A 22,573-nucleotide genomic window follows, 5' to 3' on the forward strand; every position below is an offset into this window, starting at 1 on the left:
CTGATACGGTTGTATCAGGGATGGGGCGCTGTCGGCACCGCAAAGAAAGGCAAAGAGAGACGATGACCGCTTCTCTCTTTGCCGTATGCTCCTCTCTTTGCCGTCAATGTTGTCAGCAATGCGCTCAGGCGGCTTGAATCTCCGCCAGCGTCCGTTCGATAAACGTACGGGTTTCTTCCACCTGCCGAATGTAGCCGTTCATCAGCGCGCTGAAACCCGCTTCATCCAGTTTGTCGAGCGGATACTGACTGCACAGGCGCAGATTGTCGTACTCATCCAGCGCCAGCCAGCAACCACGCATCGCCGCCATCTCGAAATTGAGCAGCAGCATCAGGCGGTAGACAGCCAGCCGGTCTTCGCCTTTCAGGCTCACCACCTGGCAGTGCAGCAGCAGATTGTCGCTGTGCGCCGGCACTTCAATCACCGCCGCCTCCCGACCGTCCGCGCCGTTCAGTACACAGATGCCGTTATTCAGCGTCAGGCGCTGCCGGTTGAACTGGCTAAAATGTTGCAGCAGCCGCGCCGCCAGTTGTTGTGCCGAGGTCGCTTGCGTTGAGGCTGAAGGCGTTGAGGCTAAGTGCGTTGATGTCATCGTATTGCTCCTGTTGTTGTTCGTTCCGTTGCCGAATTACTGTTTCGCCAGCGTGATGCCCTGCTGATTCATATGATTGACCGCCTGAGAGACTTCCGGATTGGCTTTGGCGATCGCCCCTTCCAGACTGAAGCTGCTTGGGCTGTTCTGGTTCTGACCGTAGCTGAAATTGATCTTGCCCAGCAGCTTGGTCATGCTGACGTCGGCACTACTGCCGGCGCTGACAATCGGCAGCGGGAACGCCAGCCCTTCCTTGTTTTTCACCGTCTGGGTAAAGTCGAGCGACTTGATACGCAGGTTGTTGCTGTCACGGAAAATCGCCGCGATGTCATCTTTACCCATCGTATTGTTCTGGATGCCCTGTTCGACTTTCGCCTTCACCTCGTCTTTCAGTTCCAGGCTGACGCCGGCGGTGGCGTTGGTCAGCGACTGCATCTTCTGCACCACCGCTTTCAGCGCCGGGTTTTCCTCCATGAAGCCGTGAATGCGCTCGGCGTTGGTGGGCGGCAGGTTATCGCTGACCAGCTTACGCAGCGCATGGAATATCCCGTTGCTATCCAGTTTCGACAGGTTGGCGTAAGTGGTGCTGTAGCTGGCGCTGTCCAGCGTTACCCCCTGTTTTTCCGCGGTTTCATGCTGCCGGGTTTTGGTGTGCAGGTCCTTTATTGCACCGTATTGCCCATCATCGGCCGGGGTTTTGGCCTCAAAATGCTTGTTCAGTATCGCCAGCTTTTCTCCGGTGTCCGTCAAGTCTTTCACCCCCTTCAACACCTGCTGAGTTTCCGGATCGGTAAATTTTTTCTCCAGCGACGAAAGCAAACTATCCATATCCCGGTTTTCAACAGGTTGCGCGGCTTTAAGCTGCATACTGATGCTGTGGTTGGTTTTGGTATCCACCGTCATGGTGACGGAAGCGTTGCTGGTTATCGGCGCGGTCCACGAACCGCTCGGCGTAGGGTTGGTGATACCGGCGAACGCCGTGGCATTCGCACCCACGTTGACCTGGTTCATGAAGCGCACCCGGTTATTGGTGGTGGCATTCTGCTCGGTGAACTCACCGCGTACCGTGCTGTGCTCATGGCTGGCCGACATCAGGTTCGCTCCGGCCCCTAAACCGACTGAAAGCCGTCCTGCCGACGTCGGCACTTTGCCTTTTTGCGCCGCGCTGGGTTTATCCGCCAGGTTGACCTCGGCGCGCGCATCGGCCGTCAGCGCGGCATCCAGATCGAATTTAATCGAGAAGCCCTCTTTAACCCGGTGGTCATTGCCCCTGGTGACCAGATCCAACGGATTTACATTGCCATCGATCAGCTTGTCGACAAAACCGGGCAGCTCTTTTTCGCTCAGCGTAAACTTCAGGCCGTTTTGCTGTACGGTTCCCAACCCGGCGGTGACGCTGCCGCCAAAGCGTACATCCAGCGCCAGCGCGTGTTTTTTATCATCAAAGTCAAAACCTTTCTTGGCGTCATTGGGGGATTGCCCCGTCGCCACGCCCACCTTGGCGTTCAGCCCGCCGTTACGCCCGAAGTTAACGTCAATGCCGTTATCGCCGCGGCTGAAACTCAAACTGTAGCTACGGTCCCCCGTCACACCGCCGCTGGGAATAATCGGGAACGTGGTGGCGTGAACCAAAACCCTGGCTTGTTTAGGCACATACGCGGTGCTGGCGCCCGCATTGTAGCTACGGTTGACGGCCAGACTTTCACCGTTATCCAGCGATAAGACGGTGTCTTTCAGTTTCTTCGCCAGATCGGTTTTATTCTCAGCATCCAATGATTTCTGTGAGGTCAGGTTCACCGCGCTCTTGTCATTGCCGAACGCCTGGGTAAAGGTTTTCACCGCATCGTAATCGGCTTCCAGCGCGCCGAAACGGGTAAAGCCCATATCGGTGACCTTTTTCACCTCGTTGCCGCCGTACTGCTGGTCACGCAGCTCGCCGAGCGCCGCCTGAATCGGTTTCAGGTCAGCCGCGGTCGGTTGCTTGCCGGACAAGGCTTCCAGCTTATCGACAATGCCGTGCAGGCTGCTTGCGGTCATCACATCCAGCGCCAGACGGGATTTGGTCAGCGCCATCGCATCGCCCAAATCACGGCGCGGCCCGGCCGCCACCTTGTCGCTCTGGTAACTCATATCCAGCTTCTTATCCACGAAGGTGTTCAGCAATTCCCCCGCCTTGCTGTCTTTGGACAACGGCGCCGCGTTCATCACCGTCGATAACGCCACGCTCAGATCCTTGCCGGAGCGCTTATCATTGATGGATTGCGCTACCGCTTTGAAGGCTGACGGCTTGAAGTTTTCGTTCACCTCGCCGCTGTTCTTCAACACGCCCTGATGTTTACCCAGCAGGGTCGCGGACTTGGCGGCGCTCATTTCCAGGTCGTTCTGGAACGATTTCAGCTCCGCCATCAGCGGCTTGCCCGCCTCGCCCAGGTCAAGTTTCTCCATCCGGCTTTGCAGGTCGTCGCGTTTGGGGCTCCAGGTATGGGATGACACCGCCTGTTCCAGCTTTTTGAACATCGTCGCCTGCGCGTCATAGACCGATGACAGCCCTTCGCGCCCTTTGATCTGGTGCTGGGCGGCGTCAACCGGCTTTCTCACCATCTCTTTGGCGGTTTCTTTGACATAAGCGCCGAGGAAGTCGCCGAAGTTACTGTTGAGCTTGTGGCTTTCCATACCGGAGCGCCCCAGAACCTGCGCCTCCACTTTACCGGTGAGATTCGTCAACGGAATGTGCACCGCCTTGGTGGCGCCGGCCAGTCGGTCATAGGTGGTTTCAGCCGCACGAGGCTGCGGGTGGTTGGGCTGCGTATCCGGCACCGCGGTTTTCCAGCCGCTTTGGGTCAGTTGATGCTGCTGATGACCGTCTTCGGAGATCGCCGGTTCATGGTTTTTGGTGGTGGACAGGTGTTCGGGTTTGACATTGTCAGGCAGCGTCACCGGCTGCCATTGGGCATTGGCGCGCGCTTCGGCGTTACCCTGTAACGCCTGTTTATCCAGTTTGAATAACTGGCCGTCCTTATTCAGGGCAAACAGGTTTTGATCCTTATCCAGCGCCAGATCTTTCACCTCGCCGCTCAAACCGGCGGTCGGTAACGGCTGGGGCGGCACCGCCGCGCGCTGCAGGCCGGGCTTATTGAGGTGCAATTGCAACTCGCCCTGATCATTGGCGGTGACGAACTTATTGCCATCCACCACTGCCAGCGCGGTGGTGCCGCTGTTTTTCTCCAGCCCCGTCAGCGGGTCGCCCGCCGACGGCGAGTTGCGCCCCTGCGTCACGGCAAACACGTTATTGTCACCGTGGGTGACGCTGTCCGCCTTTTGGTTGATGGACAGCTTCTTCAACTGCCCTTCATCCAGCACATACGCCTGATTATCCAGCCCGCGTTTCAACTGGCTGGCGCCGACGTCGGTTTTAGTCCAGCTCTGGGTGGTGCTGTCGAGGTAGTGTACTTTGCCTTCATGCAGCGCCATAGTGCCGAGCCGCCCCATGTCCATGACATCGTGGGGCTGTGGCCGCACCGCATTTAACCCGGCCTTGTTATCCACCACCAGCGCGTCGCTCAGGTTCCAGCCGGGTTTGAACCCTTCGGTTTCCCCCGGTTTGCTGCCGTCGGCCAGCGGCGCCAGATGCTTCTGGCCGGCGGCGTCGTTGACCAGCGCGTGCATGGTGCCGTGCTCGCCCGCCACAAACCCCTGCACCTTGTGATTCTCGCCAAACGCCGCCTCCAGCGCCGGACTGTGGTACGGTTCAAGTTTGACGGCGTTACCGCCGTCCTGCGGCAGTTTGCCGGCGAAAACCTTGCCTTCGTCATCGGCGACAAACAGCCGATTGCCCTCCAGCCCGACCGCTTTGGCGTTCACCTGCTCACTGCCGCGCGTCAGCGCCACCTGACCGTCCAGTTTCAGGTCGAGGGTTTGGCGATCCGCCGCAGGTGCATCCGCTTTCGGCAACAGATGAATCTGCGCAGTGTTGTCCTCTTTTTCGGTCAGTACCGCCACATTGCCCTGCGCATTGGCCGAAAACGACTTGATTTTGTCGGCAAACGGCGCCGAATCGTGCCCCGCCGACAGGTTGGTCAGCGTCTTATCATCCTTGACGGCATACAGCTTGCCATCCGCCTGTCCGGCAAGCTGACTGTGCGGGGTGTCGCTTTTCTTCTCCCATACCTGGTCGGCGTTCAGGCTATAAAGCGCCTTGTCATGTATTTGCAGTTTTTCATTGCCGTGCGCCGGGTCGGTATGCACTCCGGTCAACTGCGCCTGCGCGGCCTGACCGGGCTGCGGCAGGTTGATGGTGTTGACGCCGTTACGATTGACGATCGACGCGCGTACGTGGGTGTCGTCCATCCCCAGCGTGTAGCTGGCCTGATTCTTGCCCGACAGCGCCTCGCCGGCTTTGGCGGCCTGCGTCGGCGTACTGGTGTGCAACGCCACCAGACTGTCGCCGGACTGTTGCAGGCTGAACAGGCGGCCGCTTTTGTCCATGAGTACATGCTGGCTGCCGTCTTCCGAGGCCTGATGCGCCACAAACGGCAGGCTGTTTTTGCCTATCGTCTGTGACAACAGCGTTTTCAGGTGATCGGGCACCCCATCGCCCAGCGTAAGCTGGCCCTTTTTATCCAGCGACACCTGATCTTTCGCCGGTGCGGGCGACAGAGCACGGTCGATAGCCGACTGCATGTCCTTCAGATTGGGAGAGCGGCCAATCTGCGCGCCTTCGTTTTTTGGCAACGACGGTTGCTGACTGACCGACGTCATCCTGGCCTGCATTCCTTCCCGCTGCAACGACGTCGAGGAGGACTGCCCGGACACCGACGCACTGCCTTGCGTCAGAGCATGAGTTGCTTTCGCGGCGGCGGGCTGTGTGTCCATCACCGATTGCTGACGCTGAATATGATTGATATTGCCCAACATTGGCCTTCTCCCGTGTGCTGGATAAATGGGGGTTATGACTGCTGAGTGGTATGCCACCGCCGCCGGTTCCCGTCCGCCGCGGAATTTCTTTGCGGCTGCGCCGATAACGGCGCGGAACCGCCGCCGCGCTTTTCTTACTCAGCAAACAGCGGGCATTTGCCGTGCTGACACACGCCCGTTTTCCATAACGGGCGTCCACATCCTGATGAAAAGAGGCGAACTATGGCTGATATCAACATCACGCTCAGTATTCCCAGTGCCGGCATGAACGGCGGACTGGGGGGCGTTGGCGGCGCAGACAATCTGAATAGCGGTTTGGGCAATAACGGGCTTTCCGGCAAAAAATCGACTGCGCAGGAAAATCAACTGCTGGAGGCGCTGGCGGTGGTCCTGACCGCCCTGCTGCCCAATCTGTTGAATAACAACGGCGGTCAGGGCGGCGACAGTCCGCTCGGCCGCAGCAGCGATGCGCTCGGTGGCGGCGGCGCAGGCAACGCGCTCGGGGGCGGTCAGGGCAATGGGTTAGGCGGCGGGCTGGACAATGGTCTGGGAAGCGGCTCGGGCGGACTGGGCGGTGGGCTCGGGTCGAGCGGCGGTCAGGGCCAGAACGGGTTGACCGACATTCTGACCAAACTGCTGGATATGCTGATGCCGAAAGACGGGGCGCAAAGCGGCCAGGGCAATGGTCTGGGCGGCGGTCTGGGCGGTGCCGGCGGCAGCGGTGGGGCTTCCGGTGCGCAGGGTGCCGAGGGCGCATCCGGCGCTGGCGGTGCGAGCGGCACCGGCGGACTGGAGGACCTCAGTAAATCGCTGTTGCAGGATACCGGCGAAAGCAGCCTCGGCAACGGCATTTCCCCGACGCAGGACGGCGGCGGTCAGATCAGTGACAACCCGTTGTTGAAAATCCTGCTGGCGCTGGTGGCGCTGCTGATGGAAAGCCAGAAAAACCAGTTCGGCCAGCCGCAAGGCGGGTCGGGCGGCGGCAACGGCTCCGGCGCCGCCGCTCCGGTTTCCGGTGGCGGTGCCGGCGGCGGTTCCGCACCCGGCGTTGGCAACGCGACCAGCGCGGCGCCTGCCGTTGGCGGCGGTGCAGCCCCCATCCTCAGCGGTGCCGCCCCTGAAACCGGCGGTATCGCCGCGGCAGGAGCCAGTAATAACGCCGGCGAACTGGCTGACGGCAAAGGGCAACCTGGCGCGGGTGGCAATCAGCCCGGCCTGACGCCTGCGCCGGATGCCGTTGGCGCCGATACCGGGAAAGCCACGGTTTAACCATCCCATGCGCCTGATCGTTATCCATCTCGTGGAACTTATCAGGCGCTTCTTTCACTTATCTTATGGCAGGCAGGGGTCTGCCTGTTTTGGGAACGGCATCTCATCTTTGGGTAAAGAGGCAAATTATGGCTGACATCAGTATCACACTCAGTATCCCCAACGCAGGCCTGCAAGGCGGACTGGGCGGTTTGGGCGGCGCGGACCGTACCAGCAACAGCGGGCTGGGCAATAACGGGCTTTCCGGTAATAAATCCTCTTCGCAGGACACCAAATTACTGGAAGCGCTGGCGATCGTTCTGACTGCCCTGCTGAGCAACAACGGCGGTACGCAAGGCAGCGGCAATAATCCGCTGGAGCGCAGCAACGACGCGATCGGCGGCAACAGCGGCGCCGGCGGTGCGCAAAACGGCGGTCTGGGTAACAATCAGGGGCTGGGCGGCGGACAACAGGGTCAGAATGGCCTGGGCGATATTCTGACTAAATTGATGGATATCCTCATGCCGAAAAACGGCGCGCAGGGCGGTCAGGGACTGCAAGGCAACGGACAGGGCGGCGGTACGAGCGGCAACGGCGGACTTTCCGGCGCGCCGGGCGCGGGCGGCGCCCAGGGAGCCGGTGGGGCACAGGGAGCCGGTGGAGCACAGGGCACAGGCGGCACATCCGACCTGGAAGGTCTTGGCAAATCGCTGCTGCAGGATAGCGGCGAAAGCGCGCTCAGCAACGGCATCTCCCCTACCCAGGATGGCGGCGGCCAAATCAGCGACAATCCGTTGCTGAAAATCCTGATGGCGCTGATCGCCATGCTGATGGAAAACCAGAAAAACCAATTTGGTCAGCCGCAGGACGGCGCGGCCGGCAATAACGGCGGTGGCGCAGCTCCATCGGTTGGTGGTGGTGCCGGTGGCGGTGCAGCGCCGTCAGTGGGCGGTGGCGCCGGTGGCGGTGCAGCGCCGTCAGTGGGCGGTGGTGCCGGTGGTGGTGCAGCGCCGTCAGTGGGCGGTGGCGCCGGCGGCGGTGCAGCGCCGTCAGTGGGCGGCGGTGCCGGTGGCGGTGCAGCGCCGTCAGTGGGCGGCGGCGCCGGTGGTGGCGCAGCGCCGTCAGTGGGCGGCGGCACCGGTGGTGGCGCAGCGCCGTCAGTGGGCGGCGGCTCCACGCCAACCGTCGGTGGGGGTAGTGCCGCCAGCGCGGCAGGCGATACCAACAGCGCAGCATCCACCGGTAGCGCCGGTAAAGCAGGTCCGGTGTCTTTCCCCACCGCGGATAATGCCAACGCTATCGTAGTCAATGAGCCGATCAAGGTTGGTCCGGGCGAAGTGTTTGACGGTAAAGGTAAAACCTACGTTGCCGGCCCGGCATTAGGCGATGGCGGCCAGAAAGAAGGCCAGAAACCGCTGTTTGAAGTAGCTGACGGCGGTTCCGTCAAAAACGTGATTTTCGGCAACAACGCGGCTGACGGTATCCACCTGCACGGCGACGCCAAAATCGACAACGTACACTGGACCAACGTCGGTGAAGACGCGCTGACGGTGAAGAGCAACACCGGCAAACCGGCCAACGTCTCCATCACCAACAGCAGCGCACAGGGCGCCTCTGATAAGGTGTTCCAGTTGAATGCCGACGCTAACTTCAACGTCGATAACTTCAAGGCGAAAGATTTCGGTACCTTCGTTCGCACCAATGGCGGTCAGCAGGGTAACTGGAACCTCAACCTGAGCAACATCGATGCACAGAACGGCAAGTTCTCATTTGTGAAAAGCGACAGCGAAGGGCTGAACGTGAAGGTTAACAACGCCAATCTGGATAACGTCAACAATCACTACAAAGTCCCCAAATCCACCAACCTGCAAGTAAGCTGACAGGAAGCACACCATGACCGAGCATGATACCGACCTCCCTACCCGCTGGACCGATTTGGTCGATCAGGGTGGGTATATCACGCCAGCGCAGCGTCAGGCATTCGAGCAGGCCATTCAGATGGTGACCCGGCGTCTCAATCTGGTGTTGAGCCAGAAAGAACTGCCGCGCAGCGGCCAGTTCGATTTCGATGCCTTTGTCGATTCACTGGAAGCCGATTTTCTGAAAAGCGTGGATACTTCGCTGAATCCGGAAATGAACAGCGACGTGGGACAGACGGCGTTCTGGGTAATTCGCCAGATAGCGGACCACCTGATCGCCCTGCAACAGCAGCGGCATGCGTTGTAGCTTACCGACATTACCCTCATCACAAGCCAGCGCCAGACGCTGGCTTTTTTATGCCTCGGGTTCGGCGGCCTGTTTCAGCTTGTGACGCCGCGCCGGTGCCGCGTACAATTATTCTCTTCAGCTATTCGAGCGACATCATCCGACAGTAATCAGACCACTCAGGAGGTGACAGGTTATGGGTTCAGGACAACGCGCATTGATTATCGGCGCTTCCCGCGGGCTGGGATTAGGCATCGCCACCGCCTTGCATCAGCAGGGTTGGGCCGTCACCGCCACCCGGCGCTCGCCTTCCGCCGCCACCGATAGCCTGCCGGTGCGCTGGCTGGCGCTGGATATCAATGACGCCGCGCAGCGTACCGCATTTTGCCAGACGCTGGCGTCGGACAGTTTTGATCTGGTGCTGATTAATGCAGGCGTCTATGGCCCGGAGCGACAGGATCTGACGGCTGTCGACCCCGAGCAGCTCATTCCGCTGTTCCTGACCAACACGCTGGCGCCGATCGCGCTGGCATCGGCGCTGCTGCCGCATCTGGCGCCGCACGCCACGCTGGCGTTCATGACCTCTCGGCTGGGCAGCCTGACGGAAAATGCCGGTGCGGAGCTGCCGTTCTATGCCGCCAGCAAGGCGGCGCTGAACATGTTGACGCGCGGCCTGAGCGACGCGGTGTCCGGCCGTCAGATCACGCTGCTATCCTTACACCCCGGCTGGGTGCAGACCGACCTCGGCGGCGGCAGCGCACCGCTGACGGTGGAAACTAGCGTCAGCGGTCTGTTGCAACAGATAGCGCGTTATCAGGGCAAAGGCGGTCACCATTTTGTCGATTATGCCGGCAACCTGCTGGCGTGGTGATGCCGCCCGTTTAAACGCAACGGATAACACGGCGTGATTCAACGCGGTTTGGGGATGTTGAACTGCGTCAGCGTCGGGTTGACGGTGTTGGCAAAGTCCGCCCGGCGGTGTTTGAGCTTGCTCTTCGCCTTGAAGAAATTGACCAGTTCGGCAATCCCCATCCCAATACTGAGCGCGCCGCTGACCGCCCACCCCACCGGCCCGGCCGCCGCGCCCACCGCTGAAGCCGCCGCCGCGCCGGCGGCTTCACCCGCCACCGCGCCAACCACCTTGCCGGCTACCGCGGCACCCACTCGCCCCGCCAGGCCAATCGCGGTTTTGCTGCCGGCCGCCTTGCTCAGATCGGTGACATGCAACGACGCTTTGGCGGCATCCATCAGGTGACGTTCCATCCGCCCGGCCAGTTGCGCACCGCCTGACGCACGGCGATCCGCCGCGGTTTGGCCGACGGTGTTCACCCCGTCAAGCCCGGTCGTGGGCGGCGTCAACCGGCCGCCATTCCCCTGACGCGCTAACAGCGCCAGCTGCGGGTCCGACATCTGTAGCCGTAACACGTCGGCCGGTACCGCCTGTTCAAAGTGCCGCACCACATCGGCGTCCTGCTGTAGCTGACCGATTCGTTCATTCAACACCCGTTCGGTTTCGTCGGTCTTGCGATACTGTCGACCTGCCGCCACCTGCTCCAGCGTCTGTTGTAATTTGACCAACGTGGCCGCTTTCTGCGCGCCGCTGTAACGATCGGGATGGGTAAACACGTCATCATTCAGACGGCTGATATCGGTTTTGCCCGCCAGCCCCAGCGCGGCGGCATCGTGAAACAGCGCTGTCGCCTGCTCATCATTCGCCGGCGCCTGAACCGCTATCCAGCTTCTGATATCGCCCGCCGACAGCTTGCCGTCATGCGGCACCCGCGCCAGCTTTTCCCCCTTCACGTCCGCATGTTCCAGCAGGCCAAACAGCCCTGGATGCGACCAGAGTCGGGCCGCATTTTGCAACTCCGGCGACAGCAGCGGATTGCCGCTGGCCAGCGCGGCCAAATCGGTCTGGCGGGAAAGTGACGAGACGCTCTGCGGGTCGGCGTTTGCCGCCGAGCGGTTTGGGTCGGCCGCGCGCAGCAACGGCTCATTAGCCAGCAACAGCGCCGAGGTTTCCACCAGCCTTAACGAGCGTGCGTCCGCCTGCGGATGCGCCTGCCGATAATCATCAAGGCTACGTTGCGCGCTCTGGGCGCTGCGCGTCATGTTTTTTATGAACGCGCCGATATCCCGCCGGGAAATGTATCCATCGGCTTTACCGCCGTCTTTGCCCGTATCCAGCGCCGTCATCAGCGCCGGATTCGCCCGCAGGTAGATCATCGCCACGTCCGCTTCCGCGCCACCCGCTTTCAGCATGTTGGCGGCGGCAATCGGCCGGTTAAGCGCTTTAGCCGCCGCCTCCCGCTCCTGCGCCGGCAACGAACCCAGCAACGGCATCCATTTCTCCAGCGCCTTGGCGTCGCTGTAACTCGACCGATCCAGCATGGCGGTCGCCTGCTCCGCGGCCAGCGTGGTTGCCGGCGGCGCAGCGCGGGTTCGACCCGCCGCCGCAACAGGCGCGGCAGGCAATGCCGCCAATGACGGCGAAGGGCCGCCAAACTCCACCGCCTGCCCTTTGGGGGCAGGCAAAAGCGACGGGCGATGCTCAGGTGTGGTCAACGGCTGCGCAGCCGGTCCGGCGCCAGGCCAAAGGCCGATACGGTTATCAATACGACTCATGGTGTCGATTCCCCTCAGAATGTGTTCAATAACGTCCCCTTCTCTGAGTGGATCACAAACCCGTTCGGTTCCCTGAACGATCTGGCGCAATAACGGTGATGACAAAAGTTTGCAAAGCGAGACAATAACGAATCACTTCAGTAACCTGACGCCCCTTTGTTGACACAATCCGACACATAAACATGAAAAAGAGAAAACGCCTGCGCACCGTGCTGCTCATTCTGCTTCTGCTGCTGATCTACGTTAATCGCGAGTCGCTCAATCCGTTTAAACCGGATTGCTCCGCGCAGGTGCCTAAATCTGAACTACCGGCGGCCTGCCGAAAACCGCTGAAGGAAGTGGCGCCCGGCTTCGAACTCTGACCGCCCTGTCGGGCGCGTCTTTTTGGCTGGGATACGGAGCGCCCGCCGCAGGTTCCGTTATTAACGCTTTCGCCATTTATTATTTCCTGATAATAAATTTACGCTTTCCTTACCTTTCGCTTTATATATTTCAACCTGTGAACGGCATGCTATTCTTCTTTCTTGTTCCTTACGAAAATTACGTTCATTTTTTGTTTATCCGTTTAAATGACAAATAATTCACCGCCTTTTCATTTGATTGATTTTTGGGCTTTATTAGCCAGCTGCATCGCAGAATCCCTCCTGATAGTAAAATAATTTCAATTATTCTATATACCTATATGGCGTCGTGTCTTTTATCTCCGCGACGTTAACACGTAAGACAGCAGTTAATTTTCTGGCGAATATTACAAGGAGAAATACTATGGTGATGTCCATTTCCTCCAACTATTCGGGATTATATAATTCCGTCTGGCAGGTATCCGGCGTCAGTTCCGCGTCATCCTCCACATCCTCTGCCGCTACGGCGATCCCTTACCGTAAACCGGACGACGATCAGGAAGGGGGATTATTTGCGGCGCTGACCAGCGCCTTGTCCTCCATCGGTATCACGCTGGGCACCAGCAGCACCGCGGAAACCAGCGCAACCAGTTCCACCACGTCCTCGACATCCTCAACGGACAGCACGTCGGACACCTCGTCGTCCAGCGCGAAAGAAGCCGTGGCGACCTTCCTGCACACGCTGATGGATACGCTGCACAGCATCGGCGCGTCGTCCAACTCGTCGTCCTTGTCCGACAACCCGATGAAGAACGATCTGTCCTCGTTGATCAGCGCGCTCTCTTCCGATTCGTCCTCCAGCAGCAGTTCGGTTTCCAGCAGCCAATTGAGCGAATTGCAGAGCGCATTCAGCTCGATGGTCAGCGCGTTGGGCGGCGACAGCAGCAGCGCGTCGCTGTCGTCTTTCCTGCAAAGCTTCTCGTCCTCGCTGGCGTCGTTCTCGTCACAGGGCAACCTGGTTAATACCGCCGCCTGATAACATTATTCCGCCCTGCCTGGCAGGGCGTTTTCATATCACAATCGATTGTCTGTGATCTGCCTCTACTTTCGTCATAATCAGACCATTACATTACCCAATGGAAAATTATTAGAAAATATAACCATTCTATTATTCCACCCTCGCGGATATATCATTTAACACCAGCAACCACGCTTTAATCAGAACAAGCTATCCTTATTAATCATTCAACATTTTTAACTATATCGTTCATTTTTTCTTCCTGTTCGTTTTTATTGAATCCGATACACTCGATTTTCAATTCCCTTACGGATAAAGGGGAAAAAACAAGCCTCAGATGGGAGATATCACGATGAAGGTCCATGCGCGTTCCAGATGGGTAACCGGCAAGCTAGTACAACGTGCCTTCCGCCGCCATGCGCCAACTCATATCGCCATGCCCTTCACCGTTTTCACCCGTCTCGCCTGCCACCTCTTTTCATTCGTTATTGGCTCTCCGCCGTAATCCCCCCTGATTCTGGCTCTGGCGATCCCGCATCGCCGGGCCAGCCCGGCGCGTCATTCGTTGGTGATGCGCCGGTCACGCCGTGGTCGCCGTTCAATGTCTACTTACGCCACGTACGTCGGCCCGGATTTTTGTCCCAAGTAAAGGAAACGACTATGCAATACACTGGGAAGTACCTGAAGAAAACCGCATTGATGCTGACCATGATGGCCGGCCTCAGCGCCGGGCAAAGTCAGGCGGCTGTCGCGCCGGACACCCGTTCGCTGGATGAAATCTATCAGAGCGCATTGAAGGAAGGCGGTACGGTCACCGTTTATGCCGGCGGCGATGTACAGTCGCAGCAAGCGGGCTTCAAACAGGCGTTTGAGAACCGGTTTCCCGGCATCAAACTGAACGTCATCGTCGATTACAGCAAATACCACGACGCGCGTATCGACAACCAACTGGCGACCGACACCCTGATTCCGGATGTGGTGCAGTTGCAAACGGTGCAGGATTTCCCACGCTGGAAAAAGCAGGGCGTGCTGCTGAACTACAAACCGGTGGGCTGGGACAAGGTCTACCCGGAGTTCCGTGATGCGGACGGTGCCTGGATCGGCGCGTATGTCATCGCCTTCAGCAACCTGGTCAACACCCAGCTACTGAATGAAAAATCCTGGCCGCGAGAAGCAAACGACTATCTGCGCCCCGACCTGAAAGGCAACCTGATTCTGGCCTACCCTAACGACGACGACGCGGTGCTGTTCTGGTACAAGCAGATCGTGGATAAATACGGCTGGGAATTTGTTGAAAAACTGCAGGAGCAGGACCCGGTCTACGTGCGCGGCACCAACGTACCCGGCGCTCAGATCACTACCGGCAAATACAGCGCCACCTTCACCAGCTCCGGCGCTCTGGTTCCGGCGGCAGGTTCAGTGACTCGCTTTGTGCTGCCGAAGACCGACCCGTTTGTCTCCTGGGCGCAACGCGCCGCCATCTTCAAACAGGCCAAACACCCGGAAAGCGCCAAACTGTACCTGAGCTGGCTGCTGGATCCGCAAACGCAAACCCAGGTATCACGCATGTGGTCGGTACGCACCGATGTGGCGCCACCCGCTGGCTACAAGCACATCTGGGAATACAGCAACACCCGCCCGCAGGCGTTTGCTGACTTCATGTCCGACCGTGGCGCGGTCGAGCGCTTCCGCGCACAGATGAGCCTGTACGTAGGCGAAGCCAAAGGCGACCCGACCCCAGGCTGGCTCGGCCTGCACCCAGAGGTGCCGCTGGCGAACTAAGTTGAACGTATTGAGGGGACCCGATGGGGTCCCTTTTTTTAGGCTGGGGGACGGACTGTAGCGGCAGTTCATCCGTAAAGAGTGCGGGTTGCTGGGTTTTTGCATCGACCAACCGATGATGATCGCCGTTAAGTGAGGGAGTGGTTCATCGAGGTCGGGTTTACCGACGGGATGCCGTTAAAAATACGAATCATGCCCGGCTGCATGGTCATCACCGCCCAGAACACCCGCGAGCTGTGGCACTGTCTGGAAGGACTCAGCATCGAACCCTTTGACCCGGACGCCGCCGCCAATTTGATCAGGCATTACCCCAGCGGCCTGACGTTCGCCGGGTAACCACCCTCAAGGGCCGCTGGCTGGAAGACCTCGGTTTCAACACCGGCCAGTCCGTTACTGTCACCGTGGGGCGTGGGCGGCTGGTGATTGAGGCGGAGCTTAGGATCTAACTGGTAAAAAAAGCGATCCCGGCGCGGGGGCCGGGATCGTTTATAAGTGGCAAGATATGTTTTTACCCTAATAACCCAATATCATCAGGATAAACAGTCAATACATCCAATGTATCACCTTTATTATCAATGAATTCCACTTCATAACCTAACGTAGGCTCTTGATAAATCATGACAACAGCGCCTTTACATCCTTTTAGCACTGTGTCCGACAAGTCTTTTTTAGCCTCAACAACATCATATTCTCTGATCATACAATAATACCAACATATGATTATTTTTTAGCCGGAATAGCGGTAACTAATCTGACAACACCATCATTGTTCTCTATCCAACCAAATTTAACGTTAATAGTTCTACCATTAGTACCAGTTATTGGTATTACTTGGTCATATTTAGTACCGAATTGCGTATCCGATGTTTTAATCGCTGTTTTAGGATCAAAGACAATCTGTTTTGCAAGCTCACTCGAATTTTCCTTATTAAATCCAAGCGCACTATCGAACCATTCAGCTTTACTGCCTCCAACAGGGTGCTCTTTTTCCAATAGATAGGTAGCTAATTTTTTATCAACGCTTGCTTGTGTTTCAGGTGTATTTTTGGCTGTATTAGCACTTCCCTTGCCAGCATTAGCAGCCATTGATTCAGTTTTACCAACATCAGACGGTTTTTCTACCTGAGCTATATCTTCCCCAAACTGCTTCGCCAGTGCCCCTGATGCAACAACAGCACTAATGCCACCGGCTGTGTACACTGAACCGACATAAACCCCGGCCCGTGCTTTGGCTTCCTCTTCTGTATACCCGAAGCGCATAAACGCCTGGGTATAGCCTTCCAGCACGTTAAAGACATCTTTTGCATTCGGGTCTGTGGAGTTCAGCAATGTCTGAATTTGCTGATAACCAGCCTGTGCCTCTTTGGGGTTCTGGTACGACAGATTGATGTAAGTATCCAGCGCCTCTTTCGCTTTTGCCCTCTCTGTCTGGCAGTCACCTTCTCCGCCATGACAGGCCTGCATGACAGCCAGATCGGTTTCCAGATCCTTACGATTTAGCGCATCGCGATCCTGTTTTTCCTGCTCGGTCAGGTTCTCTTTGTGGTTGAGATACGTCTGGCGGCTCTTGTCCGTGCTGCTCAGATAGTTATTCTCCACAACAACGTCATCCGTTGCGAAGTCAGCCGCCGAGCACCACTTTTCCCTGTGCCGTCAGCCGGTTACAGCCGGTTTTCCCTGATGCATTTTGATAACCGGACTCCGAAGCCCCGATACGCGGTTTTGACCCCCGATACGCTACCGCCCTGCTGTGGCTTTCGCCTGCAACCCACGCATCATAGCAGCGGCGGCAGTCGCTGCCATCCGGTGTTGGAGGTTCCATCTCAACCCATGGTGGGCGGTTAAGGTGATAACGCACCTGCATGACCACGCCGGACAGCAACCCGCAAGGTAGCCATCGGGGAGGCCCCCGGCGAGGGCCGCACGGGAACGAGCAAGGAGCCTACGACTACGAGCCGGGCGCAGCAAGTCGCAGCGGGGTTGGGGCGGGGGCGAGGTAACGCCTTTCAGCGGAGCGCCGGCTGCTTCTTTGGGGTTGGGGGTTGACCTAAGTGCTGAAGAAGGAACACCGGAGCCGACAGCGGAAGGCGCAGCCTTGCGCGCCGCGCCTCACCCACGACGCCGCCTGACGGCAGTCAGCCTGCCGGGCTGTCTACCGCTCCGCTCCCGGCTGGCTCACCCGGAGAGCGCTAGCTTTGCGGGCTGTCCGGCAACACACTGAACAGACTGTCGATATCACGCGCACCATGCAGCACACGCTCTATCCGCACCTCCGTTTCCGTTGTGCCGTACAGGATAAGATAACGCCCGTAAGTACAACTTCTGATGTGGCTCCCCAGTTCCGGGCGCTCACGATACAGCCAGGGGTTCTCGCCTATCAGGATGCACTGCTGGTACAGGCTTTCCACGAAGCTCACCGCCCGCACCGGATTGTCCTGCGCGATATAGTCGCCTATCGCCTCGATATCCTGCTCGGCCAGCGGCGATATGCTCACGTTCATTCCGGCTGCTCACCTTCCGCCATTCGGCGGTATTTCTCCGACAGACGACCAAACACCGCCTGTGCCTCCTTGCCCGGACCGCTGTTCACGCCCAGCTCTACCGCCGCCCGCAGCGCATCCAGCTTCATCTGCTGCTCCCGATCTTCCAGCGCCCGCAGCCCGGCGCGTACCACTTCGCTGACATTGTTGTAACGCCCGCTGTCGATTTGTTCACGGATAAACTGCTCGAAGTACGGACTTAACGCGATACTGGTTGCCATCATTACCTCCAACCCCACAGGATAGTATCTATTACTATCTGTTAGTATTTTCTCCCTTTGCCGCGCCGTCAACCCCTTCGTCCTGATGCGCGTCATCATCTGCCATCAGGTCAGCCAGCAGCCCGGTTTCATCACTGTCCGACTGCTCTGCCTGATGGGTACTCGCATGAACCTCCTGCAACGCCCGGATTGAGACCTGCGTGTAGATTTGCGTGCTCTCCACGCTCGCATGGCCCAGCATCGCCTGTATCCACCGCAGGTCCGCCCCGTTCTCCAGCATCTGCGTCGCCATCGTGTGCCGGAACAGGTGGCAGCTTCCCCATTTCGCTATTCCCGATGCCCTGATGTAATGACTCACCAGACTGGTGATGCCGTTCGGCGTCAGTCCTTCCACGCCGTCCAGTGCCACGAACAGTGCCGGGCAGTGCGGATTGACCAGCAGTTGCGGCCTCACAACGCCAGCCAGCCCAGCACCCGCTTTCAGGCGGTGTCGCTGCAAGGTGCCTGGCTTACCGAAGCCGGCTTTACCGACGGGATGCCGTTAAAAATACGGGTCATGCCCGGCTGCATGGTCATCACCGCCCAGAACACCCGCGAGCTGTGGCACTGTCTGGAAGGACTCAGCATCGAACCCTTTGACCCGGACGCCGCCGCCAACTGGATCAGGCATTACCCCGGCGGCCTGACGTTCGCCGAGTAACCAACACCACCCCCGGCCAGACCCGGGGTTTTTGTTTTAACGCTGGGGTGTCGGGGCATGGCCCTGACCGGATGGTTTTGTCATACCGTCGGCATTACGGTAATGACAAAACATTTCCTGTCCGGAGACTGACGTATTTTCAGGCAACCCGCTGCCGCAACTCACCCTCAAGGGCCGCTGGCTGGAAGATCTCGGCTTTAACACTGGCCAGCCGGTTATCGTCACCGTGGAGCGCGGGCGGCTGGTAATTGAGGCGGAACTCAGGATCTAACCGGTAAAAACGACGATCCCGGCGCAGGGGCCGGGATCATTGCTATTCATCTAATTCTTTTAACCAGCAGATAAAATCATCTTTCCCATAAAGATAATCACGATCTGTCGAAGGAAGATCCACAGCACCTAAACACTCTAGAGTTTTCCAAACGACCTGATCTGTCACTCTAATGTCATCATTATCTATGATTGAAAAAGCCCATTCAGACACCTGTGAACGATTCACTACACCTGCAATTAGCTGTTGTATTATCTGCTTAAGCATTTGCCTACTAGGAAGAGTATTCATAATTTATCTCCTACCCTGGTAATTACCATCAGCGTCAAAAATATGATGATTTTTTTCGTCAGTTACTGGCTTAGGAGCAACACTTCTTACATTCCCTGAATGATCCAACGTTTCATACCATGTCCTAGTTTGCCCAGTAGTCGGATCCCATTCTCTCACTAATCGAGCACCTACCATTTCTCCTTGAGTTTTAGCAGGTGTCGTATTCCCATAAAATCTAAAACGTCCATCCTCTAGTGATTTAATACCATCTTGGCCGTATTTTTCTGCCTGTCTGTAGTATTCCGCAAGTTGGGCACCGTGCAAGGAACTGGCAGCAGAAACTTCACTGCTTGCCCGATTAATCAGCTTAGAGACTTCAGCAAGTTCCCCTTTCTTCAGCGCTGCCTCAGCCGCTTTGATGGCTTTGCCCGCCGCATCCCCTGCGCCCGGTATCAACCCTACCGCGGCGGCAAGATAATCCAGCGCACTCTGCGCTTCCGCAACGCTCTTGATATCACCTATCACCGGCACAAAATCTGCACCGGCTGCAAGGGTTTCTTTCAGTGCTTCACGCCGCTCGTCGTACATCTTCACCGAGCAGGCTTCCGCGCTTAATCCGGCACAGTTTTCCTTCTTGTAGCGTTCGTTCTCCGCCTCAACATACTCACCGGCCTTCTGCTCCAGCGTCTTGCCTTCAGACTGCGCCTGCGCAATATCCCCCAGCGAGTTATTCTCCACCGCCACCTGAGCCGACTGCGCGCCCTGTACCGCGTCCGTGCCGGTATTACCCACCACCCCCGCCGCCAGACCGCCCGCTATCGTCGACAGCGTGCTCAGCAGTTGCCTCTGGTCTTCATTCAGTTCGTCCGCTTTCTTCCCGGGGTACAACGCCTCCATCAGCGCCCGGGCCGCCAGCTCGCCACCCGCCTCACCGGCCGCGCCCGCCTGCGCGTTATTCCCGCCCGCCTGCGCCACCACCGCGCCCAGCAACGCATGCGCCAGCGTGTTCGCCGCCACATCCGTGTTGCCCTTCGCGTCCGTCGTCTGACGGTGGATTTCCTCCGCAATGTACGGCGCCGCCGCCCCCGTCAGCGCCTGCGCCACATTCCCCGCCAGCACGCCCTGCAGCGCCGCCACCGCCGCCTGGATACCCTGACGCACCGGACCGCCCGTACGATAAACCGACTCGTTCAGCGACGCGTTGTAGTAATCCTGATACAGCGCCTGCGTCACCGCATCCTGCGTGACGGCCTTGCCCGGCGAGGCCGTCGCCAGCTCGTCCGCCTTCGCCTGTCGCGCTTCCGCCGGGGCTGCCGCCAGCCTCGCATTCGCGGCCTTCGTCGCGTTTATCGCCCCTTCCGTCGATGCGATATCCAGCACCTGCGCACCGATTTCCGACAACACCTGTGCCTGCCGCAGTTTGCCTTCAACCTTCTCCCTGTCAAATATCGGGTTCAGTGCCCCGCTGTTGGCCCCTGCCGTATCCCGGCTCAGACCGCTCACGTCCTGCTGCTGGCCCGCCTTGTCGCGGATAATCAGCGCCCCGTCGCTCACCACCGCGTAGGTGGTTCCCGCCGATGAACCACTCTGATTCGCCCCTGCCAGCATCAGGCCGCCCACGTTGCTCAGCACCTGCAGTCCCACCGGCGCACTGGTGCTGAACCCGCCCCCGGTATGTGACGCGCTGTACTCCGCCCGGTTGTCGATGTTGCTGAAGCCCAGTGTCCCCGTCTCCAGCCGGTTCCTGTCGGCGCTGGCGTTGGAGGCTATCGCCCCGCCATCCAGTTGCGTGTGGCTGCCGACGCTGATGTCGTAGCCGCCGTTGCCCGCAAACAGACCGGACTGCTCCTGCACACTGTCAAAGTTGCTGTGCACCTTGTCACGACTGAAGCTGAAGCTCGCCCCGCCACCACCGCCGTAAATCGGTATCGTCACCCCGGCGCTGACACTCTGCTGCTTGCTGTCATAACGGTCGCTGTCCTGCTCGCTGCGTACCAGCAGGTCACGTCCCACCCGTGCGGTTATCGCCCCGGCGTCCACCTGAGCCCCCTGCAGGGTGGTGTCACGGCCGCTGCTCAGTATCGCGGCCCGGCCGGCTTCCAGCAGCGATTCGCTGTGTGCCAGCCCGTCGCCACGCAGGTTGCCTTTCGCCGCATTGACGCTGGCGCTCACGCTCAGCCCGAAGCTCCCCGAGGCGCTGACGCCGATACTGACCCCGATACTGCCGCCCCGGCTCTGGTTGCTGCCCTCGGTGTGCTGCGTGTTCGCCCCCGACAGCAGCCGGATATCCTGCGTGGCAGACAGCGTCAGGTCCTGCCCGGCTTTCAACTGGCTGCCCACTACAGTGATATCGCCATCGGTCGCACGAATACGCAGGTTGTCGCCGGCGGTCACACTGCTGCCGGACACCGTGTCCTGCGTCCGGGTCTGCTGCGAGGAGGACGACTGGCTGCCGTACGAAATGCTCACCCCGACCGCCTGCGGCTGTGCACCATCCTCACCGCCGCCTGCCGCCGCCTTCGTGCCGGCCGCCTCTCGTTGCGCCATCGCCAGTCTTGCGGCCTGCGCACCCTGCCCGGCGCTTAATGCGGCTTTCACCCCGGCCAGGGTTTTTAACCGGCTGTCGCTCTCGCGACTCACCGCCTGCACGGTTTCCACCATGCTGTTCAGCGCACCGCCCACGCTACCGCTCAGCGCAATCGTCAGACCGCTCTGTTTCTGCTCCATTGTCTGCGTGGTACGACGGATATCATGCCCCGGCGTCACCGACACATTACGTCCGCTCAGGTCGATGTCCCGCGCCGCGATGATATCCGTTCCCGTCAGGGCCACATCCTGCCCGGCATTCAGGCGCACCGACCCACTGGTGCTGCCCAGCGTACTGACGCTCTGGCTTTGCGTCGTCCCGGCCGACTCCAGCGTCTGGCGCAGCGACGTGCTGCCGATGGTAAACCCTATCCCGCCCCCGCTGAACACCCCGCTCTTCTTGCGGCTCTGCTCCTCGTAGTTACGGTAGGTCTCCACGCTCGCCGCCGTGGTGATGTCATGCCCCGCCGTCAGCGTCACCTCCCCGTCCGCCGCCACCGCCGAGCCCTGCACCCCGATGTCGTGCCCCGCCGTCAGCGCCACGCTGCCCGCCGACAGCAGCGTCCCTTTCTCCGTCGTCTGCTGCGTCTCCCGCAGCGTGTGCGTGGTGGTCTTCGACAGGAAGCCCTTCTTCACCGTCGTTTCTTCAAAAAAATCATGCCGGCTTTCCGTCGCCGACAGCAGGCTCAGGTCGCGCCCCGCCTGCGCCGTCAGCGCGCCACGCGTCTCCGCCTGCGCCCCCTGCAGCGTCAGGTCCTGACCCGCCCGCAGGCTCAGCCCCTCGCCCGCGTTCAGCACCGTCCCCTGCTGCGTCACCGTCTGCTGCCAGTCCTGATGACGATTCCACGCGTTCGAGCTGAACTGCTCCTCACCGGCCGACAGCAGGCTCAGGTCACGACCCGCCGACAGCCCCAGCGTCCCCGCCGCGCTCAGCTGCGCCGCCGTGCCGCTCAGGTCGCGCCCGGCGCTCAGGCTCAGGTCGCCCCCGCTGGCCACCGTGCTCTGCACCAGCCCCTGACGGCGCCGCTCGGTGGTGGCCCCGCCATCCTGACGTACCGTGTCCGTCATCGTGCTCAGCGCCGTCAGCCGGATGTCATTACCCGCCGCCAGCTGCAGCGGCCCGCCCGCGCTCAGCTGCGCCCCGTTCAGCGCGATATCGTGCCCCGCCTGCAGCGTCAGCCCGCCCTGTGCGCTGATTAAGCCCGCCTGCCCGATATCGGTGCGCGTCAGCGACCCGCGGCCCCGCCCGTCCCGCGC

Annotated in this window: 18 protein-coding genes and 3 pseudogenes; 11 read left to right on the forward strand and 10 right to left on the reverse strand. The window is 59.5% G+C overall.

The window, feature by feature from the left end; translation table 11 throughout:
* Positions 1 to 124: 124 nt before the first annotated feature.
* The gene (locus DDA898_RS11350) at positions 125 to 592 is read right to left on the reverse strand and encodes a type III secretion system chaperone (RefSeq protein WP_050570146.1); all 468 of its coding nucleotides are present in this window, start codon (positions 590 to 592) and stop codon (positions 125 to 127) included.
* A 36-nt stretch (positions 593 to 628) separates the two neighbouring features.
* Complete coding sequence (locus DDA898_RS11355) at positions 629 to 5,506, reverse strand: AvrE-family type 3 secretion system effector (RefSeq protein WP_038911226.1); 4,878 nt, start codon at positions 5,504 to 5,506, stop codon at positions 629 to 631.
* 222 nt (positions 5,507 to 5,728) lie between these two features.
* Here DDA898_RS11355 and DDA898_RS11360 point away from each other — a divergent pair, with 222 nt between their 5' ends.
* The 4 genes from DDA898_RS11360 (at position 5,729) to DDA898_RS11375 (ending at position 9,830) form a co-directional block, all read left to right on the forward strand.
* Entirely contained in the window at positions 5,729 to 6,775 is a 1,047-nt protein-coding gene (locus DDA898_RS11360) for a hypothetical protein (protein ID WP_038911227.1), read from the forward strand.
* 128 nt (positions 6,776 to 6,903) lie between these two features.
* On the forward strand, positions 6,904 to 8,634 hold the full coding sequence (locus DDA898_RS11365; RefSeq protein WP_038911228.1) for a pectate lyase: 1,731 nt from the start codon (positions 6,904 to 6,906) through the stop codon (positions 8,632 to 8,634).
* A 13-nt stretch (positions 8,635 to 8,647) separates the two neighbouring features.
* Positions 8,648 to 8,980: a hypothetical protein gene (locus DDA898_RS11370; RefSeq protein WP_013318017.1), complete on the forward strand. Its 333-nt coding sequence runs from the start codon at positions 8,648 to 8,650 to the stop codon at positions 8,978 to 8,980.
* Between the two features lie 175 nt (positions 8,981 to 9,155).
* Positions 9,156 to 9,830, forward strand: coding sequence for an SDR family oxidoreductase (locus DDA898_RS11375; RefSeq protein WP_038911229.1), 675 nt, complete (start codon positions 9,156 to 9,158; stop codon positions 9,828 to 9,830).
* A gap of 38 nt (positions 9,831 to 9,868) precedes the next feature.
* Here DDA898_RS11375 and DDA898_RS11380 read toward each other — a convergent pair whose 3' ends face one another.
* Positions 9,869 to 11,584, reverse strand: a complete 1,716-nt coding sequence (locus tag DDA898_RS11380) for a type III effector HrpK domain-containing protein (protein ID WP_038911231.1) — start codon at positions 11,582 to 11,584, stop codon at positions 9,869 to 9,871.
* 182 nt (positions 11,585 to 11,766) lie between these two features.
* Here DDA898_RS11380 and DDA898_RS11385 point away from each other — a divergent pair, with 182 nt between their 5' ends.
* The 5 genes and pseudogenes from DDA898_RS11385 to DDA898_RS22300 form a co-directional block, all read left to right on the forward strand.
* Positions 11,767 to 11,946 (forward strand): hypothetical protein, encoded by a 180-nt coding sequence (locus DDA898_RS11385; protein ID WP_038901267.1) that lies wholly within the window; start codon positions 11,767 to 11,769, stop codon positions 11,944 to 11,946.
* A 403-nt stretch (positions 11,947 to 12,349) separates the two neighbouring features.
* A complete protein-coding gene (locus tag DDA898_RS22290; protein ID WP_071604534.1) occupies positions 12,350 to 12,961 on the forward strand; it encodes a hemagglutinin in 612 nt (203 codons plus the stop codon).
* A gap of 642 nt (positions 12,962 to 13,603) precedes the next feature.
* Positions 13,604 to 14,725 (forward strand): ABC transporter substrate-binding protein, encoded by a 1,122-nt coding sequence (locus DDA898_RS11395; RefSeq protein WP_038901269.1) that lies wholly within the window; start codon positions 13,604 to 13,606, stop codon positions 14,723 to 14,725.
* Positions 14,726 to 14,857: 132 nt separating this feature from the next.
* Positions 14,858 to 15,061 (forward strand): SymE family type I addiction module toxin, encoded by a 204-nt coding sequence (locus DDA898_RS23200; RefSeq protein ID WP_038911232.1) that lies wholly within the window; start codon positions 14,858 to 14,860, stop codon positions 15,059 to 15,061.
* A 14-nt stretch (positions 15,062 to 15,075) separates the two neighbouring features.
* Positions 15,076 to 15,171 (forward strand): annotated as a pseudogene (locus DDA898_RS22300) (SymE family type I addiction module toxin); the annotation flags it as partial.
* A gap of 62 nt (positions 15,172 to 15,233) precedes the next feature.
* Here the strand turns inward: DDA898_RS22300 and DDA898_RS11405 are convergent.
* The 5 genes and pseudogenes from DDA898_RS11405 to DDA898_RS11430 all read right to left on the reverse strand — a co-directional run.
* A complete protein-coding gene (locus DDA898_RS11405) occupies positions 15,234 to 15,425 on the reverse strand; it encodes a DUF4926 domain-containing protein (protein WP_038911233.1) in 192 nt (63 codons plus the stop codon).
* A 20-nt stretch (positions 15,426 to 15,445) separates the two neighbouring features.
* Positions 15,446 to 16,324, reverse strand: a complete 879-nt coding sequence (locus DDA898_RS21750; protein ID WP_050570251.1) for a DUF6883 domain-containing protein — start codon at positions 16,322 to 16,324, stop codon at positions 15,446 to 15,448.
* A 590-nt stretch (positions 16,325 to 16,914) separates the two neighbouring features.
* A complete protein-coding gene (locus DDA898_RS11420; RefSeq protein ID WP_038911234.1) occupies positions 16,915 to 17,226 on the reverse strand; it encodes a type II toxin-antitoxin system RelE/ParE family toxin in 312 nt (103 codons plus the stop codon).
* On the reverse strand, positions 17,223 to 17,486 hold the full coding sequence (locus DDA898_RS11425) for a type II toxin-antitoxin system ParD family antitoxin (RefSeq protein ID WP_038912543.1): 264 nt from the start codon (positions 17,484 to 17,486) through the stop codon (positions 17,223 to 17,225). The genes DDA898_RS11420 and DDA898_RS11425 overlap by 4 nt, the downstream gene beginning before the upstream one ends.
* Positions 17,487 to 17,520: 34 nt before the next feature.
* Positions 17,521 to 17,940 (reverse strand): annotated as a pseudogene (locus tag DDA898_RS11430) (tyrosine-type recombinase/integrase); the annotation flags it as partial.
* Between DDA898_RS11430 and DDA898_RS11435 the strand changes: the two are divergent.
* Both DDA898_RS11435 and DDA898_RS22305 read left to right on the forward strand, forming a co-directional pair.
* Positions 17,929 to 18,186: a SymE family type I addiction module toxin gene (locus DDA898_RS11435; RefSeq protein ID WP_071604597.1), complete on the forward strand. Its 258-nt coding sequence runs from the start codon at positions 17,929 to 17,931 to the stop codon at positions 18,184 to 18,186. The pseudogene DDA898_RS11430 and the gene DDA898_RS11435 overlap by 12 nt on opposite strands.
* A gap of 145 nt (positions 18,187 to 18,331) precedes the next feature.
* Positions 18,332 to 18,457 (forward strand): annotated as a pseudogene (locus tag DDA898_RS22305) (SymE family type I addiction module toxin); the annotation flags it as partial.
* A gap of 42 nt (positions 18,458 to 18,499) precedes the next feature.
* On the opposite strand, the gene DDA898_RS22310 reads toward DDA898_RS22305, so the two are convergent.
* Together DDA898_RS22310 and DDA898_RS11440 are read right to left on the reverse strand one after the other, a co-directional pair.
* On the reverse strand, positions 18,500 to 18,748 hold the full coding sequence (locus DDA898_RS22310) for a YxzC family protein (protein ID WP_107768298.1): 249 nt from the start codon (positions 18,746 to 18,748) through the stop codon (positions 18,500 to 18,502).
* Between the two features lie 3 nt (positions 18,749 to 18,751).
* A partial coding sequence (locus DDA898_RS11440; protein WP_236616656.1) for a hemagglutinin repeat-containing protein occupies positions 18,752 to 22,573 on the reverse strand: 3,822 nt, incomplete at its 5' end.

The sequence above is a fragment of the Dickeya dadantii NCPPB 898 genome (assembly GCF_000406145.1).
GTDB lineage: Bacteria > Pseudomonadota > Gammaproteobacteria > Enterobacterales > Enterobacteriaceae > Dickeya > Dickeya dadantii.